18 protein-coding genes and 1 other RNA gene are annotated in these 19,866 nt (G+C 28.2%); 7 read left to right on the forward strand and 12 right to left on the reverse strand.

Annotated elements, in window-relative coordinates:
- From IC175_RS05705 to smpB, 3 genes are all read right to left on the reverse strand, one after another.
- Positions 1-1,179: a DUF3883 domain-containing protein gene (locus IC175_RS05705; protein WP_227851259.1), complete on the reverse strand. Its 1,179-nt coding sequence runs from the start codon at positions 1,177-1,179 to the stop codon at positions 1-3.
- A gap of 514 nt (positions 1,180-1,693) precedes the next feature.
- Positions 1,694-2,043: a transfer-messenger RNA gene (ssrA, locus tag IC175_RS05710) on the reverse strand.
- A 157-nt stretch (positions 2,044-2,200) separates the two neighbouring features.
- Entirely contained in the window at positions 2,201-2,656 is a 456-nt protein-coding gene (gene smpB / locus IC175_RS05715; RefSeq protein WP_054275121.1) for an SsrA-binding protein SmpB, read from the reverse strand.
- 634 nt (positions 2,657-3,290) lie between these two features.
- Between smpB and IC175_RS05720 the strand changes: the two genes are divergently transcribed.
- A complete protein-coding gene (locus tag IC175_RS05720; protein WP_227433791.1) occupies positions 3,291-4,118 on the forward strand; it encodes an AIM24 family protein in 828 nt (275 codons plus the stop codon).
- Positions 4,119-4,536: 418 nt separating this feature from the next.
- Here the strand turns inward: IC175_RS05720 and IC175_RS05725 are convergent, their stop codons facing one another.
- The 5 genes from IC175_RS05725 to rnr form a co-directional block, all read right to left on the reverse strand.
- A complete protein-coding gene (locus tag IC175_RS05725; protein ID WP_227851260.1) occupies positions 4,537-5,181 on the reverse strand; it encodes an ABC transporter permease in 645 nt (214 codons plus the stop codon).
- Positions 5,111-6,400 carry an ABC transporter permease gene (locus tag IC175_RS05730; protein ID WP_227851261.1) on the reverse strand — a complete coding sequence of 430 codons (1,290 nt, stop codon included), beginning with the start codon at positions 6,398-6,400 and terminating at the stop codon, positions 5,111-5,113. Before IC175_RS05730 ends, IC175_RS05725 begins: the two co-directional genes overlap by 71 nt.
- On the reverse strand, positions 6,397-7,269 hold the full coding sequence (locus IC175_RS05735; protein WP_227851262.1) for an ABC transporter ATP-binding protein: 873 nt from the start codon (positions 7,267-7,269) through the stop codon (positions 6,397-6,399). The genes IC175_RS05730 and IC175_RS05735 overlap by 4 nt, the downstream gene beginning before the upstream one ends.
- 399 nt (positions 7,270-7,668) lie before the next feature.
- Positions 7,669-8,160, reverse strand: a complete 492-nt coding sequence (locus IC175_RS05740; protein ID WP_227433787.1) for a YfbM family protein — start codon at positions 8,158-8,160, stop codon at positions 7,669-7,671.
- A gap of 497 nt (positions 8,161-8,657) precedes the next feature.
- A complete protein-coding gene (gene rnr, locus IC175_RS05745) occupies positions 8,658-10,793 on the reverse strand; it encodes a ribonuclease R (RefSeq protein WP_227433786.1) in 2,136 nt (711 codons plus the stop codon).
- Between the two features lie 616 nt (positions 10,794-11,409).
- On the opposite strand from rnr, the gene IC175_RS05750 reads away from it, so the two are divergent.
- The 6 genes from IC175_RS05750 (at position 11,410) to IC175_RS05775 (ending at position 14,995) form a co-directional block, all read left to right on the forward strand.
- Positions 11,410-12,024 carry a DNA alkylation repair protein gene (locus IC175_RS05750; RefSeq protein ID WP_227851263.1) on the forward strand — a complete coding sequence of 205 codons (615 nt, stop codon included), beginning with the start codon at positions 11,410-11,412 and terminating at the stop codon, positions 12,022-12,024.
- A 17-nt stretch (positions 12,025-12,041) separates the two neighbouring features.
- Entirely contained in the window at positions 12,042-12,404 is a 363-nt protein-coding gene (locus tag IC175_RS05755; RefSeq protein ID WP_227835119.1) for a winged helix-turn-helix transcriptional regulator, read from the forward strand.
- Between the two features lie 54 nt (positions 12,405-12,458).
- Positions 12,459-12,956: a YbhB/YbcL family Raf kinase inhibitor-like protein gene (locus tag IC175_RS05760; RefSeq protein ID WP_227481913.1), complete on the forward strand. Its 498-nt coding sequence runs from the start codon at positions 12,459-12,461 to the stop codon at positions 12,954-12,956.
- Positions 12,957-13,206: 250 nt separating this feature from the next.
- Positions 13,207-13,581: a VOC family protein gene (locus tag IC175_RS05765; RefSeq protein WP_227851264.1), complete on the forward strand. Its 375-nt coding sequence runs from the start codon at positions 13,207-13,209 to the stop codon at positions 13,579-13,581.
- A gap of 54 nt (positions 13,582-13,635) precedes the next feature.
- The gene (locus IC175_RS05770) at positions 13,636-14,523 is read left to right on the forward strand and encodes an AEC family transporter (RefSeq protein WP_413927143.1); all 888 of its coding nucleotides are present in this window, start codon (positions 13,636-13,638) and stop codon (positions 14,521-14,523) included.
- Between the two features lie 43 nt (positions 14,524-14,566).
- Positions 14,567-14,995 (forward strand): hypothetical protein, encoded by a 429-nt coding sequence (locus tag IC175_RS05775; protein ID WP_227851265.1) that lies wholly within the window; start codon positions 14,567-14,569, stop codon positions 14,993-14,995.
- A gap of 240 nt (positions 14,996-15,235) precedes the next feature.
- Here IC175_RS05775 and secG read toward each other — a convergent pair whose 3' ends face one another.
- The 4 genes from secG to tpiA form a co-directional block, all read right to left on the reverse strand.
- Positions 15,236-15,460, reverse strand: coding sequence for a preprotein translocase subunit SecG (gene secG / locus IC175_RS05780; protein WP_227433778.1), 225 nt, complete (start codon positions 15,458-15,460; stop codon positions 15,236-15,238).
- 302 nt (positions 15,461-15,762) lie between these two features.
- Entirely contained in the window at positions 15,763-17,055 is a 1,293-nt protein-coding gene (eno, locus tag IC175_RS05785) for a phosphopyruvate hydratase (protein WP_227433777.1), read from the reverse strand.
- Between the two features lie 516 nt (positions 17,056-17,571).
- Positions 17,572-19,101, reverse strand: a complete 1,530-nt coding sequence (gene gpmI / locus IC175_RS05790; RefSeq protein ID WP_413926637.1) for a 2,3-bisphosphoglycerate-independent phosphoglycerate mutase — start codon at positions 19,099-19,101, stop codon at positions 17,572-17,574.
- Between the two features lie 11 nt (positions 19,102-19,112).
- Complete coding sequence (gene tpiA, locus IC175_RS05795; protein ID WP_227433775.1) at positions 19,113-19,856, reverse strand: triose-phosphate isomerase; 744 nt, start codon at positions 19,854-19,856, stop codon at positions 19,113-19,115.
- Positions 19,857-19,866 lie beyond the last annotated feature (10 nt).

Below are 19,866 nucleotides of genomic sequence, written 5' to 3' on the forward strand. Positions count from 1 at the left end.
TTATTTTTTACTTTCAAAACAGACTGCAAAATTCTTAGGAACTAATGTAAAATATTCTTCTATGCTTCCTTTTTGAACAAAATACTTTCCATCTCCAGTCTTTTTATCATAGTTATAAACTCTATATAAATAATATTGTTCTTTATTCTCTTTTGAAAATTTCACTTCTCCTGCTGATATAAAAAATTGAGATGACACTCCTCCTTCAGTAGTTTTTACTTCAATATACTTTTCTACTATTGTTCCATCATTTAATTTCTCAAAAGATAATATGTCATATCCCTTTTCATCATCTATTTCTGATGTATGTTCTATTTTTTCTACATAGTCTTTACCAATTTCTTTTTTAACTCGCTCTTTTTCTAGCTTTAAAACTAATCTTTCTCCTGCATATCCTAATCCTTTATTCTTTATGTCTTTCTCTATTGAATACTTTCTACCTTTTCTCTTTCTTTTTTCTATAATGCTACTCTTTTGTAAATCTGATTCTTTTTCTTCTATCAACTTAGGTTTTGGTGTCTCTGTCTTCTCTAGTAAAACCCCTTCTTTAAATGAAATTTCTTCTTTAACTATTGATGTTCTCACTATATTTTGAATATCATTAGCCAATATATCATAAAATTCTTGTTCTAAATTAACATACAGTAATGAAGCCATTCCTTTAGATTCTAATACATTTTCAATCCCTAACTCCTCATTTTCTCCCTTAAAATTATATATATATTTAGTGTCCTCAAATTCTATTTTTCTTAAATTTGTAACTCTTACAAATGCATAACTCCTCATAGTTCCTATATCTTTTTTTTCATTTATAGCCCCAATTCTATCGTGATAATATTTTGGAATCAATTCTTTTAATTCTTCATTTTTGTCAGGTTCTTCTCTATCATAATAACTTACTAAGTCAGCAACATATAACTCAGTTGATTTTCTACAATAAAAAAACACAAGTGTAGTTTCATTATTTTCTAATTGTTCATCCAAATACTTTACTCTTTGATCCCATAATCCTTTTTTATTCCTAGATGGCTTTGTCTTTGTAAAATGTCCCCAAGCCACCTGTCCTTTTTCTAAACATACCTTTAAGTGTTCTGGCATAGTTAATTTTCCAGGTTGCCCTGTCTCTTCATTATATTTTATAAATATATGTAAATTCTTATTAATTAGCTTTGCTTCCATATTTTATAGTCCTCTCCTATACCAATATTTTGTAGAGTATCTATTTCACATGCACAAATCACATACACATCTTGCAATTGCTGATTTTAAGTCGATAAGTAGAGTGAATTTTATATCTCTACCTATTATTGTATTAGAATTCAGATAAAAAAACAACTCTATTTTTTATAGAGTTTAATTAAAATAATACAAGATCTCTTGTATATATTGTTTATACTACATCTCATACTATTAGTAGAATTGTATTTTTTTTACTTTTGACCATATTTATCTCTCTAACTTTAAGTACAATTTTAATTAATACATTTTCTCCTAGAGCATTATTAGAAATAATATATTGTGATATTCAATATTGAAAACTATATAATCCTAATATAATTCCTTCAAATATACCCTCAAAAAAACCTCTTTTTCTGTGGTTGGGGTACAGTTGGTGGATTTCATCACCAAAATAAAAAATACTAGTCAATAAAGACTAGTATTTCCAAGTATTTCATCATTCTTTTTTAAAAATTGGTGGAGACGAGGGGAGTCGAACCCCTGTCCGCAAATCTTTTCCTCGCTGCATCTACATGTGTAGCCAACTTTACTAATATCTCACCTTACATAACGCCAAGTGGCAGGCTCTATGCTTAGCCAGTCCCAATTAATCTACCCTAAGTCGAGACACCCTCAAAGTAGTTCCCTGCATAATGACGTCCAGTCTTAGCCGGCAGGAGGGCTAAGAGGGACGAGCAGCAACTAGGCTGCTATCGCGAAATTATCGTCTGCGTTTATTTTAAAGTTCCCCAGTTTTTACGTGACCCAGAGTAACACGACACGCAGCCTCAAGTTCCAAACCCACGTCGAAACCTTTACGCCCCCTTGAGTAGTTTATAGTCCATTAGACTTTTTGCAAACTTTATCACCATTTTTATTAAATTTTTAATGTATATATAATATAATACTTTTAAGAACAAAAATCAATGTTATGTTCTAGATAATAAAGAATTTTATTCTAAAAAATACAATTTTAACTAGTTTAATATTTCCCTGTCATTTCTCTTTCTATACGTCTTTGGGCATCTTTCTTAGCCATATCTTGACGCTTGTCATATAACTTCTTACCTTTTGCTAAAGCAATCTCTACTTTAACTTTACCATTTTTTAAATATAAACTAAGTGGTATAAGTGAATACCCCTTTATAGTAGTTGCTCCAATAAGTTTTCTTATCTCATGCTTGTGAAGCAATAACTTTCTCACTCTTAGAGGGTCAACATTAAATATATTTCCTTGCTCATATGGACTTATATGAACTTGTTTTAAAAATACTTCACTGTTATCTACAGATGCAAATCCATCACTTAGGTTGACTTTACCCTGTCTTATTGATTTTACTTCTGTTCCTTTTAATTCAATTCCACACTCATATGTTTCCTCTATAAAATATTCATGTCTTGCTCTTTTGTTTGTTGCTAATATTTTTTTACCAGCCATATAAATCTCACCTTCTTTGCTAGAAATTTCTTTAATATATACTAAAAAATTACTAATTATTTTATATCTATAAATCTTTTGACTACCCTGTATGATAACATATTCAAGTACTTTAGTCAATATGACAACTCATACATTAAATTAATTAAGTAAGATATATTAAGTAATGTAACAATATATTGTAGGAAATTACATCGACTATATTTAATGCAAAGTCAAAATAAATTACTAAAAATAATCTATCAAGCTCAAAACAAAAACAAAAACTTTAATACTCCAATACCTATTTTTCACTTTTCACTTTTCACTTTTCACTTTTCACTTTTCACTTTTCACTTTTCACTTTTCACTTTTCACTTTTCACTTTTCACTTTTCACTTTTCACTTTTCACTTTTCACTTTTCACTTTTAAATAATTTTAACACTCTCATAAAATATAATACCCACAAATTATAAATACTACTCAAAATGCATACTCAAACAATATACTTCAATTATAAATATTCTTAAAATTTCTTAATATCTATGTAAAACTTTGATGATAAAGTAGCTAATTTTTCAAAAAAAATGTAATATATAGTTATATCTTATAATATTTTAGAGATAAATTTTAATATAGTAGGGAGAAATTTGTATGGATTTAAGCAAAAAAGTAAAAATTTTAGAAAATACATCAGATGGTAGAAGTGAATTTGAAATATTAGAATTTGAAAAACTTGAAGGTGCTTCTAGCCCAATGATGGCAATGGGATTATATTTTGCTAGAGAAGCTGGCTTGAAGGCTAGACAAATTAAGATAAAATTAAATAATTCATCAATAAAAACAGAAGCTGGTGCACTGTACTATTATAAAGGAAAGATATCTTCTGAAACTAAAATTGGTGGTGTTGGAGGTCTTTTCAAAAAAGGAATATCAGGAGCACTTACTAATGAGTCAATGATGAAACCTACATATAAGGGTACTGGCGAAGTTTACTTAGAGCCTTCTTTTAGACATTATTTATTTATGAGCCTTGATAATGATTCTATAATCGTCGATAAAGGTCTATTCTATTGTTGCTCTGACACTATAGAAGTAAAGGCATTTACGCAAAAGAACTTCTCTTCTGCTTTACTTGGTGGTGAAGGTTTCTTCCAAATAGAGTTAAGTGGTACTGGTGTAGTTGTTCTAGAATGTGTTGTGCCTCAAAGTGAAATTGTAGAATATGAATTGAGCAATGGAGAAGAATTAAAAGTAGATGGTAACTTTGCAATAGCCAGAACATCTGGAGTTAATTTTTCTGTTACAAAGTCAGATAAATCTTTAATTGGTTCTGCTTTAAATGGTGAAGGTTTCTTAAATACATTTACTGGAAATGGTACAGTTTGGTTAGCTCCTACTCAAGTAATGTACGAAAAACTAAGCTTTGGAGCCATGCCTACTAATGATAATATGAATAATAAGGTTTCTAAGCAAAAATAGAAATTTTATGAAAATTTTATAAAACTATTCATGTAAAGTTAATATAAAATATACTTTTGACATCTTTAGATAAAATTTAGTAAATAGATATATTTTATAATATAGAGACATCAGTGTAAATATAAAAAAGCTGTAGGTAAATTTGTTTCTACACACAAATCTACTTACAGCCTCAAATCTACTAATAGCCTCTTTTATAAATATAAATTCATATTTAAAGATATATTCGTTTTACCTAATGCTCTAATTCAAATCTTATCTGCGTTAAATCATTCAATTATCAATAAATCCAATTAAATAAAATTATTGATAGCATATATTATAAATCTAATAACTTTTATTATAGTTCTGATTATTAACCTAAAAATGCCTATTATTACTCTATTTAATTTACCTACAATAAACAATTTTAATCTAACTAACCAATCTTTCTCTTTATTGGCTTTATCAAAAGAGATACAACTATAAGCACAATACTTCCACATATCAACCAATACTTTTCATCAAAGCTACCTCGACTCATAGACATTATAAAGAAATTTCCAACATACTTATCTTTAGTCATCATATTTAAAATTAAATATCCTATGGATAACATATATCCTATAATAGTATTGTTAAATAAATTAGAAAATAACATACCTAAACTTCCTATAAACATAGCTGATGCAAAACTCCCCACAATATATTTAAATATAGGAAAATTGCCTCCAAGATGTTTTAACATCAGTACAAATCCAGCAATTAACACAAGCATACTTATAATTGACATTATTATTCTTATTAATTGTATAACTACTTGAGATACTGATTTTGATGATACTATCTCATCAATTTCCTTTGATTGTTCTAAGTAAAATATAGGAACTATCATTATTATTCCTACTATTATAACATAGTTTTCAAGACATATAGCTGCTGAAACACTATCTAAATTTGCTACCCCTTGTATAAATGGAATCAAACATAACATACCAATTGAACATATTAGATTAATTAGAGTGCTTAATTTGAAGTTTTCTTTTATTAAAACTAAATAATTTTGAAAACCTTGAACCAACATTAAGATTCCCCCTTCTTTTTTGTTCATATAAAAATGTAGTTATCAAGACAATTATTAATGCTCCTAATCCTATTAAAAGTCTATTACTCATAATAGTATTAAAGTTTTCTGCTATAATAGTTCCATTTAGTACATTATTATGTCTTATCATTAGTCCCATTGATGGATAATCTCCTTCAAGACCTATAGAGTTTATACTGTAAAACCACCAAATTAATTGAACAATAATTGCTACTGGTGTGTCTGTTAAAACAGTCAGACTCACTCCTACAGCTGTAACTATCATAAGAGTTGGCAATAACCACCACAGTGTATATTTTATAAATGCTAAATTATCAACAGAAATTCCTTCATCTTTAGCAAATGAAATTAAAGGAAGTAATTCTTTTATACCTAAAATTAAAACTGGCAACATCATCATAAATACAAGAGCAAAATATCTTGATAAAATTATTTTAGATGTTGATGCTTGTTTTGAATAGACAATTTCGCTCATTCTTGAACGTCTATCTTTCATTGACATAAAAACTGCTACAAATACTGGAAATATACTTAAAATTATACCAATATAGTCACAAAAAATTCTTGCATAACCATTAGTTACTTTATCTTTTTGTATTGTATAGTTATAATTTTGCATAGCTTCTTCATAAGTAATTGGAACTATACCAAATCTTTGTAATTTATCAATGGCATACGCAGACCCACCACCTAAAATTTCATCTATGCTTTGCATTATTTCTTCAAATTTTTCAAATGATAATTTAGAAGAATTTATTTCTATATTTTCTCCACTTTCCCAAATTGAGTTTACTTTGTCAATACTGTTACCAGTTATCTCCTCAATATACTTCTCTATAGTTTGGGTCTTACTTTCATTTAATTTTATATGCTTAATAATTCCCATTGGATATGTTGTATATGAATTTTCTTGATATTCTCTAATTAAACTTATAGTGGCACTTGGAATTACTTTATCAGACTTCAAAGATTCTTTTTGACCATATGGATATTGATTGTGTTTTAAGTAGTATTCATCAATGTTTTCTACTCTTTGAGGAGCAACTAATGGATTCCCTTCATTAGGAATATTTTTGCTTACATCTTCTGAAACTGAGCTTCCAAGTTGTGAAATATAGAAAACTACTAATACTACAATAAAAACATAATAGACTGTGCTTTTTAATATGTTTTTACACTCTTTTATAAATAGATTCATATCTTATTTCCTCCCATCATAAGCATATAGCCATCTTCGATAGTTGGATTACATTCTACTGCTGTTTCAAAAGGTTTTTCTTCTGATATGATTCTAAGTGTAGCTTTTCCACCTTGAGTCAACATACCTATAACTACAAATCTATTTTTTATATTTTCTATGTCCTTTTTATCTACTTCAACACTATATACTTTTCCATAAGCAAGTTTTGTTAATGCCTCAGTTGTTCCATTATATATAACTTTTCCATTATCTAATATAGCTATATTTTCACATGTTGCTTCTATGTCTCCTACAATATGTGTTGATAATATAACTATTCTATCATTGGCAATCTCACATAATAAATTTCTAAATCGTATACGCTCTTCTGGGTCAAGTCCTGCTGTTGGTTCATCTACGATTAAAACTTTAGGATTGTGAATCAGCGCTTGGGCAATTCCAAGTCTTCTATTCATACCTCCAGACAAAGATTTTACTTTTACTCTTTGATGATTAGTTAAATTTACTTTACTTAATAACTTATTGATAATTTTTCTTCTTTTTCCTGATGGTATATTTGATAAAACAGCTAGATAATCCATTGCTTCATACACTGTCATATTTGGATACATTGAAAAATCTTGAGGAAGGTAACCAACCATATCTCTAATTTCTTTCGTTTTTTCTATAGGAATTCCACAAATATCTATTGAGCCATCAGTTTTTGACAATAAAGTAGCTAGAATTCGCATAAATGTTGTTTTTCCTGCTCCATTTCTTCCCAAAAGTCCAAACATTCCACTATCAATTTCAATGTTTACATTTTCAAGAGCCAATTTTGAACCAAACCTCTTACTGAGATTAGACACTGATATTTTCATTTCCATATATAAGTACACCCCCATAAATCATTTTATAGTATTTTATTTTTATTAATTTTTTATTATATTTCCATAATAAATTCTAAAACTTAAGATATTATTTAGAAATTTCTAAATTTTTTCTAAAGATTCTAATTTCTCTTAATAAATAAAATAAATACGCTTATATACTAATGACTTCTGTACTATAGTGATTTAAAAATAATTGAAGTGTCTAAAGATAATATTACTATTTAAAAAGTTCTTTTAAAATTACTATAATTGGATTACATTCTACTGCTGTTTCAATATGTACGTTTATAAAGGCATCATTTACTCATATCTAACTTTATTAAAATTTACAACTTTATAGTAAACAACTTTATAAAACTTACAATCTTATGATAAATAGCTTTATAATAATCATTACATTATACAAAATATTACAGCTTGTCCCTCATTAGAAGCTACTTGCATAAATTTTTTAAGTTCAATTAAATTAGCCCATACATATTCAAAAAATTCATCCTCATCTTCATCATCCATAACAGGATAAATTTCATTTTCTAGCATTTCACTGACACTAAATTTTTTTCTAAATTCTTCTTCTTCCAAATTGTTCATTGCCTCTGATAGTTTTTTTACATCATTAGCTGTAATTAACATAGGATAAAATTCTCCTTCAATTTCCATAAATGTGTTTCCACTCAACACTAATTTACTAAAAATATTAGCATTATCTCCACCAAAAGGACAACCAGTTAGAGTAAACTGAATTGCATGCCATGCTTTATCAATATTAATACTGCTATCTTCCTGTACATCTTCAAACATAAAATCCTCTAAGTTATCTGTTGATTGTTGTAATTTCAAAATATTTTCTTCACTTATTCTAAAGTAACTTCCTATCATGCCCATAATTACTTCCCTCCTAAGTAGTATTTTTATAATTTTAACTCATAACAAAAGGTATTGACAAGAAAATTCACTAAAAAAAATGTCATTACATCTTAAAAATCAAAGTATACATGAGGTAATATTTCTGATGTGGAACCAAAGAATTTTATTACGCACACACATGCACTAATATTGCATAAACTAGTTCTATCTTTTTAGTAAAATACATGTGTTGTCGTGTCAAAATTATATAAAATAAAAAATAAGTGTATCTCAAGTTCTAAATGATACACTTATTTCCTATAAAAATCTATTTTTTTAATATATATTTTTTGCTAAATGCTAAATATGGTCTAAACATCTACTTTTTATCAAATATTCTACATTTAGTCATACCATAAACACTACAAATGTTCATGTCTACTTTTAAATATTTCTGTATTTTCTTATTTTAAGATATTAATTTTTTCCTGTTTACTCTTATTTTCAAATATTAAACCTTATTCTTTATATTTTGTTTATTCTTCAATCTTTTCAACTATCTCAAAGTCAATTTCTTTAAAGTCTACATTTACACCTTCAACTTTTATCTTAACAAGGTCACCTATTTTATATGACTTCTTGGTTCTCTCACCTAACACACTATAAGAACTTTCATCATAGATATAATAGTCATCATTCATATTTGCAAGTCTTATCAATCCTTCTATAGTATTATCTAGCTCAACAAATATTCCAAATGAAGTTACACTAGATACAACACCTTCAAACTCTTGACCAACTTTATCCTTCATATAAAGAGCCTTATAGAAGTCATGTACATCTCTTTCAGCCAATTCTGCTTTTCTCTCTTTTTCAGATGATTGAACAGATGCATAATCTACTATAGTAGTAAGTTGCTCTTGTCTCTTTCCATTTATCTTATTATTTAAAGACTCTTTTATTATTCTATGAATTTGAAGGTCAGGATATCTTCTTATTGGTGAAGTAAAGTGACAATAGAATTTAGCAGCTAACCCAAAGTGTCCACTACATTCTGGTGAATACTTAGCCTGTTTTAAAGAACGAAGCATTATGGTACTGATTGCTCCCTCTTCTGTTTTGCCTTTTATCTTCTCTATTATTCCTTGTAATGCCTTTGGATGTACTTCTTCTTTATCACCTTTTATTGTATATCCAAATGTAGATATAAATTTACTCAATTCTTCCATTTTTTCTAAAGATGGTGTTTCATGTATTCTATACACAAATGGTATACCCATCCAATAAAAATGTTCAGCAATTGTTTCATTACTTATAAGCATAAACTCTTCTATTATTTTATTAGAAATTCTTCTTTCATATGGTTTTATATCTGCAACTTCTCCATTTCCATTTAGAATTATCTTTGCTTCTGGGAAGTTAAAGTCTATAGCCCCTCTTTTTTCTCTTCTTGACATAAGAATTCTAGCCAAAATTTCAGAATTTTTAAAATCATCTACAACATGTTCAAAAGTCTTTTTAAGCTTTTCATCATCTTTTTCTAATATATCGGATACTTCTGTATAAGTCATTCTAGCCTTTGAATTTATTATAGATTCACATATTTCATGCTTAACTACATTTCCCTTATGGTCTATTTCCATAAATATAGAAAGAGTTAATTTGTCTTCAAATGGATTTAAACTACATACTCCATTAGAAAGAGTCTTTGGCAACATTGGAATTACTTTATCTACTAAATACACAGATGTAGCCCTTTTTAAAGCTTCTTTATCTAATTTATTTTTTTCTCTTACATAATGTGTAACATCAGCTATATGAACCCCTAATTTAAAGTTTCCATTAGATAATACCTCTATTGATATAGCATCATCTAAATCTTTTGCGTCATCTCCGTCTATAGTAAATATATTTAAATCCCTTAAATCTCTTCTTCTTTTTACCTCTTCTTCTGGAATTTCAACAGCAACAGCTTCTGCTTCTTGCAATACCTTCTTAGGAAATTCTTCTGGAAGACCATGTTCTCTTATTATAGAGTCTATTTCTACTCCTCTTTCACCTTTTTGACCCAGTATTTCTATAATCTTTCCTTCTGGTTTTCTATCTTCTTGTGGCCATACTGTAATTTCACAAACTACCTTATCATTATCTACTGCACCACTAAAATATCTTTTAGGTATATATACATCCTTAGTAAATTTCTTATTGTCTGGTGTTACAAATCCAAAAGTTTTACTTGATTGAAAAGTACCTACTATTTTAGTTATTTCTCTCTTTATAATTTTTACGATTCTTCCTTCTGCTCTTTTTTCTTCAGTTGCAGGTACAACTATCTCTGCCATAACTCTATCATTATGCATAGCTCCATTTATATTGTCACTTGAGATAAATAAATCTTGTGTGTATTCAACATCAGATTCTACAAATCCAAAGCCTTTTTTATGTGATGTAAATTTACCAACAAAATATCCCATTTGATTTGATGATACTATTTTATTTTTCTTAGTAAAACATATATATCCATCTTCCTCTAATTCTTCTAAAAAATTATAGAACATTGGCATTTCTGATGAATGTATATCAAAAATTTCTGCTAATTCTTCCTTTTTTAGAGGATTATATGCACTTTCGTTTATTAATCCTAACAAACTCTCTTTAAGTCCTGGTATCATTTTTTCCTCCTATTTTACTTTCTTGTTATATTATTTTTTTAGTTTTCTATTATATTACCCTTTGTATATCTTCTATATTACCTTTCATATATCTTCACACACCGTTTTTTATATTCTTTTATTATTGTTTCAAGTTAAATCAATTATTATATGTTTTTTATATTTAATTGAAATTATCTTAATAAATCTTTAAAAAAGTTATGATAATTCTCTAATAATAGTTTAAGTTATCATAAGCACAATTGTAATTTACTTAAAATATCATTATTACAGCTACTTTATCACCTAATTATACACCATCATATAGAATTGGTAAAATATTCATTCCATCTAAGTATTACTATATAATAATTTATTCTATTAGTATACTCAAATTAAGTTAAATTTATATAACTCAATTAATTTTTTAAATATAACTTTTTATAATATAAAACTTATAATAAAAGTAAATTTATATGTTAAATTAGGTTGATTTTTTATTGTTTTTTATTTATTCTAATATTAAAGGCTTGCAAACGTTTTTTGACAAGTCTTTATTTTATATAAATTAAATAAATTTTTTTATTATAAATAATATATTAAATTTAAACTAATCTACTTATTGGAGGAGATAAACTTGGAAGAAGTAATTGCAAAAATTATTACCATAGAAAATGGTTTTAAAGAAATCGAAAATATTGCTAAAAAAATTGTAAAAAATAATGACTCAAAGAAGTGTTATTATCTATCAATTTACTTATATAGATCAGAATACTATCAAGTAAGAGAATTAGCAGTGTTTATATTAGGCTTTATATCAATACATATTTCTGAAGCCTTATTATTTTTAAAAAACAATGTGAGTAAAGATGAAAACTGGAGAGTACAAGAAATATTAGCTAAATCATTTGATTATTATTGTAGTGAAGTTGGATATGATAAATCACTTCCTGTGATAAAAGAGTGGTTAAGTTCTGACAACCCAAATATAAAGAGAGCTGTAACAGAAGGGCTTAGAGTTTGGACTATCCGAGACTATTTTAAGACCAACCCCACTGTAGCTATATCATTGCTTTCTAGTTTAAAAGATGAGGACAGTGAATACTTAAGAAAATCTGTTGGAAATGCTCTCAGAGACATAAGTAAAAAACATCCAGATTTAGTAAAAAACGAATTAAACTCATGGGATGTTTCAAATAAAAAAGTTGAACTTGTATATAAACTTGCTTCAAAACGTATTTTTGCAAAATAAATTGGAGGTGACTATACTTGAAGCTTTGTGAAAAATATACATGTCCATTAGAACTAACACATGATATGATAAAAGGTAAATGGAAGTCTATTATATTATGGAGATTACGTATAGGTCCAACTTCTCTATCAAAACTAGAAAAAGAGATTAATGGAATCAACCAAAAAATGTTGCTTGAACAACTTAAAGAATTGATTGAATTTGGGCTGGTTGATAAAAAAACCTATGAAGGATATCCACTTAAAGTTGAATATTCACTTACACCTATTCGTGGAAAGCAGATGTTAGATGCTTTGGCTATAATGCAAGATATAGGAATTAATTTCATGCTAGAGAATGGTAAAGTAAGTAATTTACCATTATTTACAACTGGTATATAATAAACTTACAGAAAATTTTTATTAATTTATTATATATTTAGGAGGCAAATTATTATGAAAGTAACTAGTACAGGTATAGTAAACGGTGTTATAGAAGATAAATATGGAAAAAGAGGAAATCAATTTAATAAAGGTGGTATGCCTACATATTCATTACCTCTAAAATTTGAAGATGCTCCAGAGCATACAGTGTCCTTTGCTGTATTTTTAGAGGACAAAGATTCAGTTCCTGTATGTGGATTTGCATGGATACATTGGCTAGCTGCAAATATAACAAAAGATGAATTAAAGGAAAATGAAAGCATAACAGCTACTGATTTTATTCAAGGGACTACTAGTTGGCATAGTAAATTAGGTGATATTGGTAGATTAGAAGCTAGTGTTTATGGTGGTATGGCTCCTCCAGATAGACCACATGTTTATGAAATACATGTGTTTGCCCTTGATACTACTCTTAATCTTGAAAAGGGATTTTATATGAATGAGTTTTTTGAAGCCATGGATGGGCATATTTTAGATAGATTTACACTTAAAGGGAGTTATTCTAATTAATTAGATTTACTATAGCTAATCATTAATTTGTTACACTTAATTAATGATTAGCTTAATTGCTATTAAATTATTTTTCTATTTTAATTAATTGTTGATTCAATGGATTCGAATTATTTTTTATATTTTATTTAACTATTAAATCAATTAATTTCAGGTTATTTCTTATATTTAACTAATTATTATTTTATGCCTTATTAAAAGAAGATATAAACACATTTAATAAATCTATATAAAATTTCGAGGAGTTATTATGATAAAAAAAATAGACCATGTGGTCATTACTACTAATAATATAGAAAACTGCATAAATTTTTATAAAAAGCTTGGTTTTACATTAAAGATGGCAAATGAAAGATATGAACTTTACTCTGGAGATTTCAAAATAAATGTCCATTTAAAAGGTCATGAACTTTCACCTCACAGCAAAAACGTACAAACAGGTAGTGCTGATTTGTGTTTTGAGATAAATACTAATATTGACATGACAAAAACAAACTTAGAACAAAATGAGATTAAAATTGAGCAAGGAATTGTAGAACGCACAGGAGCCCTTGGTGAAATGAAGTCTATTTACTTAAGAGACCCTGATGGAAATTTAATTGAATTGTCAAGTTATGGAGAATAAACTTTGGAAAATTTAATTCTATCTATAAATGTAGTTCTTCCTTTGTTTCTCACAATGTCACTTGGGTATGTTCTGAAAAAATTAAGTTTATTTGATGAACATACTTTAAATAAAATGAATAATGTTTGTTTCAAATCTTTCCTGCCATTACTATTATTTTTTAATATATACAATACGGATTTAAATGGTTCTCTTAACCTCAAACTTATGGCTGTAGCTATTATAAGTATTTTTTCAATCTTTTTACTCTTAGTTTTTATTATACCTAAGATTGAAAAAGATAATAAAACAAGAGGTGCATTAATACAAGGTATCTTTCGCAGTAATTTTGTTATATTTGGTATACCTGTAACAATCTCACTATTTGGTGATAAAAATATTGGGGTTACATCTTTATTAATTGCAGTTATTGTTCCTATGTTCAATGTATTATCAGTCATAATACTTGAGATTTTTAGAGGTGGTAAAATAAATATAAAGCACATGATTAAAGGTGTTTTAACAAATCCTCTCATAATAGCTTCTGTAATAGGATTGATAATGCTTATTTTAAATATTAAAATCCCTGAATTTTTACATAAAACCATTGGTGATATTTCCAAAATTGCTACTCCCCTATCACTTATAATTCTAGGTGGGTCTTTCAGCTTTTCTGCTATAAAAGGACATATAAGACCAATTATACTGGGGGTGTGCGGAAAACTTATTCTTATACCTGCTATATTTTTACCAATTGGCATTTTTCTTGGATTTAGAAATGTAGAATTAGCTTCACTTATGATAATGTTATCTGCTCCAACTGCTATTTCTTCATTTACAATGGCCCAACAGATGAATTCTGATAGTGAACTTGCTGGACAAATTGTAGTATTTACCTCTGCATTTTCCATAATCACAGTATTTATAATAATATTTATCTTAAAACAGAATAATCTTATTTAGTAATATCCTATAGTATAATCTAATATAATAAGGAGAAATACTAATGAAGAAAACACTCTATAGTATTACAATACTATTTCAAATTGCTTTTCTAATAGGATGTAATGTTTTTGAAAAATATGCAAATACAAGAATGGGAATGCATAGGTGGGTAACATACACTAACAGAAACTTTGAAAGAGATTATCCTATTGAATCACTTAAAATAGCTCTAATAGCTATTCTTATCGTTTTTACTATAATTGCAATTATACTGCTAATTCAAAACACTATTTTAAAAAAGAACTATAATTTATTTGGTAAATTAATGGGTCTTTTAACAATAATAATCAACACTCTTTTATTAAAGTTTATATTAACAAATACACAATATACTAACAGTTCCTACTTTTTTTTAATAATGATGCTTAGTATGGTATCTATTTTGCAAATTATCAAGTTGATTGTGCATACTAGAATGATTAAAAATTAGATATATCAAAAGCTAGATATTAAAAACTATATAACAAAAATAGATATATCAAAAATTTATTTTATAAATATCTGACTCAATTCATAAAATAAAAACTGGACCAATAATATAAAATCATTAGTCCAGCTTTTATTTTACGTACTTTTTTATGTTGACGTACTTTTATTAAAAACTAAATTTAATTTTTAAATGTAACCAAAATGCACTAATTAAATAATGGCCAGTTATTCAACAATACCACTACTTCTTAACTATAAGTAGTGCCAATGCATTTATAAAAAATAATACTGCTGTTATCTTTGTAACTCTAGCAAGAAATGCTTGTTTTCCTTTTGGTTTAAAGTAAGCTTGACTTCCTTCTCCACCAAACTCTGAAGGTAAAGCATTCTTAGAATCTTGAGGCATTATGCTAATTACTAGTAAAATCCCTAGTACTACTTGCACACCCATTAAAATGTTGCCCATTCTTGCCCCTCCTATCTTTCTATTACTTAAATTTCATTACTCTTTAGTGTATCACAATAATATAGTCATTTCAAGACTATTATGTTATAAATCACAAACAAAACTGATATCAAAAGCCATCAAAATATATCTATAGTTTTTAATTATAGCAATTATTTCAAAGCTTTTATTTATTTTCCTAATAAAAATGGCTTACATATAAAAAGGGATAAGTGCTTTGAAAAATCAATTAACACTTATCCCATTTATCTCTTATAAGATAAACTTAAAATCTTTTATACTATCTTTTTAATCCTTAAAAACTATTTTTTTAAGTTATAGAAAGATTTTAATCCACAGTATCTAGCTTGCTCTCCAACCATTTCTTCTATTCTTAATAATTGGTTGTATTTAGCAACTCTATCAGTTCTTGATGGAGCACCAGTTTTTATTTGTCCAGCATTTACTGCAACAGCTAAATCTGCTATAGTAGAATCTTCAGTTTCTCCTGATCTATGAGATATAACAGCAGTGTACCCTGCTCTCTTAGCCATTTCTATTGCATCTAGAGTTTCAGTTATTGTACCTATTTGGTTAACTTTAACTAATATAGAGTTAGCTACTCCATTTTCAATTCCTTTTTCTAATCTTTCTGTATTAGTAACAAATAAGTCATCTCCAACTAATTGTAATTTGTTTCCTAATTTTTCAGTTAATAATTTCCATCCATCCCAATCTTCTTCATCTAAACCATCTTCTATAGTTATTATTGGGAAGTTGTTTGACCAATCTTCATATAAAGCAACCATTTCAGCAGCAGTTAATTCTTTTCCTTCTCCAGCTAAAACGTATTTTTTAGTTTCTTTGTTGTACATTTCTGTAGCAGCAACATCAAGTCCTAACATAACATCTTCTCCTGGCTTATATCCAGCTTTTGTTATAGCTTCAACTATTAATTCTAAAGCTTCTCTGTTTGAACCTAAGTTTGGAGCGAATCCACCTTCGTCACCTACACCACAAGCTAATCCTTTTTCTCCTAAAACTTTCTTTAATGAATGGAATACTTCTGCTCCCATTCTTAAACCTTCTTTAAAGCAACAAGCTCCTACTGGTAATATCATGAACTCTTGAACATCAACGTTATTATCAGCATGTTCTCCACCATTTAATATGTTCATCATTGGAACAGGTAATTGCTTAGCATTTACTCCACCTAAGTATTGGAATAATGGTAAACCTATTTCATCAGCAGCTGCTCTAGCTACTGCCATTGAAACACCTAATATAGCATTAGCTCCTAATTTACCTTTGTTTGGAGTTCCATCTAATTCTATCATCATTGCATCTATAGCTGGTTGGTCAAATGCATCCATTCCTTCGATTTCTGGTGCTATTATTTCATTTACGTTAGCAACAGCTGTTTCTACACCTTTTCCTAAGTATCTTCCTTTGTCTCCATCTCTTAATTCAACAGCTTCAAAAGCTCCTGTAGATGCACCTGATGGAACTATTGCTCTTCCCATTGCTCCATCTTCTAATACTACTTCAACTTCTACAGTTGGATTTCCTCTTGAGTCTAATACTTCTCTAGCATATACTAATTCAATAACTGACATTTGTATATCTCCCTTCGATTTTTCTATTAGTTAAATTTTCATTTACTGTAAACATCCGTCTACTAGTTTTAATCAACTTATTATATTATAGTACAGAAAGTTATTTTTGAAAATTAGATACAAATTTATTTGATGGGTAAATTTGTAAAAGTTTCTATTTTTATTTTATTTTTTATAATTTTTAACTTATCTATTAGCCAAAATCAATCTTCAATACATAAATATACAGATAAACTTAAAACATGAAACACAAAATGTACAACTAATGATTCTAATAATTTTTGATTTTATAATATATATTAATTATTATTTTTTACATCATTTTATTTAAACTTTATAAAATGCACTTAGACTGAAATACTTTTAAGTTTACCTTATTATAAGTTACTATTCTACTTATTAATTCAATTTATAAACTTATTGATTAAATTTCTAGCACCTAATTTTGCATATTCAAATTCTTTAGCAAAAATTTCAAATGGCACTAGATTAATAGATAATACTTATTAAGCTTAACTATTTTGAAATAAGTGAATGACCAGTCATTTCTTCTGGTTTTTCTAACTTCATCATATCTAAAACAGTTGGCGCTATATCAGATAATCTTCCTGCGTCTAATAATTTTGCACCTTCAAATTCTTGTCCAACAACCACAAATGGTACTGGATTAATAGAGTGGGCTGTTACAGTCTTTCCTGTTTGTGGGTCTAACATGTATTCAGCATTTCCGTGGTCAGCAGTTATTATTGCACTTCCACCTAGCTCTATTATTTTATCTACTAATTTTCCTACACAAGTATCTACAGTCTCAACAGCCTTTATAGCTGCTTCAATATTTCCTGTATGACCTACCATGTCAGGGTTTGCAAAGTTTAAAACTATAAAGTCAAACTTATCTTCTCCTAGTTTTTCTAAAGCTTTGTCTGTTAATTCATATGCAGACATCTCTGGTTGTAAGTCGTAAGTTGCAACCTTTGGAGAAGGTATTAATAATCTCTCTTCACCTTTGTTTGGCTCTTCTACTCCACCATTGAAGAAGAAAGTAACATGCGCATATTTTTCAGTTTCAGCAGCTCTTAATTGAGTTTTTCCATTTTTCGCAAGATATTCACCCAGAGTATTAGTTAAAGATTGTGGTCCAAATGCTATATGCACTTCTTTTATAGTTATATCGTACTCTGTTAAACATACAAAGAAGTTTTTAATTTCTTCTCTTTTAAATCCATCAAACTCTTCACTTACTAAAGCTCTTGTTATTTGTCTTGCTCTATCTGGTCTGAAATTGAAGAATATAATTGAATCATTTTCTTTTATACTTCCAACTGCTTTATCATCTTTAACAATAACTGTTGGCATTATAAATTCATCATTTTTTCCATTATCATAAGAGTTTTGAATAGCTTCTTCAATAGAAGTTGCTTTTTCGCCAATACCTCTAGCCATGGCATTGTATGCAAGCTCTACTCTTTCCCATCTCTTATCTCTATCCATTGCATAGTATCTACCAGAAACTGTAGCAAATTCACCTACTCCAATTTCATTCATACTAGCTTGTACTTCCTTAGCATATTCCAATGCGCTTTGAGGGTCCGTATCTCTACCATCAGTAAATGCATGAACATATACTTTTTCTACACCTTTATCTTTTGCCATTTTGATTATAGCTTTAAGATGGTCTATATGTGAATGTACTCCACCATCAGACAAAAGACCCATTACATGAAGAGAATGTTCTTTTGCATTGTCCATAGCTTCACATAAAACTTTATTATTAAAAAAATCACCATCTTTTATAGATTTTGTTATTCTAGTTAAATCTTGATATACAATTCTACCTGCACCTATATTAGTATGGCCAACTTCTGAATTTCCCATTTGACCATCAGGTAGACCAACATCAAGACCACTAGCATTTATTAATGTGTTTGGATATTCTTTCATTATTCTGTCTAAATTAGGAGTTTTGGACTCAGCAATTGCATTTCCCTTAACTTCCTTATTATATCCAAATCCGTCCATAATAATTAAAGCAACTGGTTTTTTCATCATTTCACTCCTTAGAAATTAACAAGGTCTAAATAGTCATTAGCAGCTAAACTAGCTCCACCTACTAAAGCTCCATCTATATCACTTTGACCCATTATTTCAGCTACATTTGAAGGTTTAACACTTCCACCGTATTGTATTCTAACTTCATTAGCTAATTCTCCATATAATCCTTTTATAACTTCTCTTATATAAGATATAACATCATTAGCATCTTCAGCAGTTGCAGTTTTACCAGTTCCAATAGCCCAAATTGGCTCATATGCAACAACTACTTTTGCTAAATCATCTTTAAGAACATTTTCTAAAGCTTTTTCAACTTGAACTTTACAAACATCTTTAGTTTTTCCAGCTTCTCTTTGCTCTAAAGTTTCACCAACACATAGTATTGGGTCTATTTCTACTTCTAAAGCTTTTAAAACTTTTTTGTTTACAGTTTCATCAGTTTCATTGAAATACTGTCTTCTTTCTGAATGTCCTATTATAACATAGTCCATATCTATTTCTTTTAACATAAGAGGTGAAACTTCTCCTGTAAATGCTCCTTTTTCTTCAAAGTGCATGTTTTGAGCACCTATCTTTATATTTGTACCCTTAGTAGCTTCTTTTAAATCCTTCAATAAAGTAAATGGTGCACATATAACAGCTTCTGCCTTATCAGCATTAACTTTTCCTTTAACTTCATTTACAAATTCTAAAGCTTCTTTTATTGTTTTATGCATTTTCCAATTTCCTGCAATTATAGGTTTTCTCATTTTACAATCT

This window comes from Clostridioides sp. ES-S-0123-01 (assembly GCF_020658415.1).
Lineage (GTDB): Bacteria > Bacillota > Clostridia > Peptostreptococcales > Peptostreptococcaceae > Clostridioides.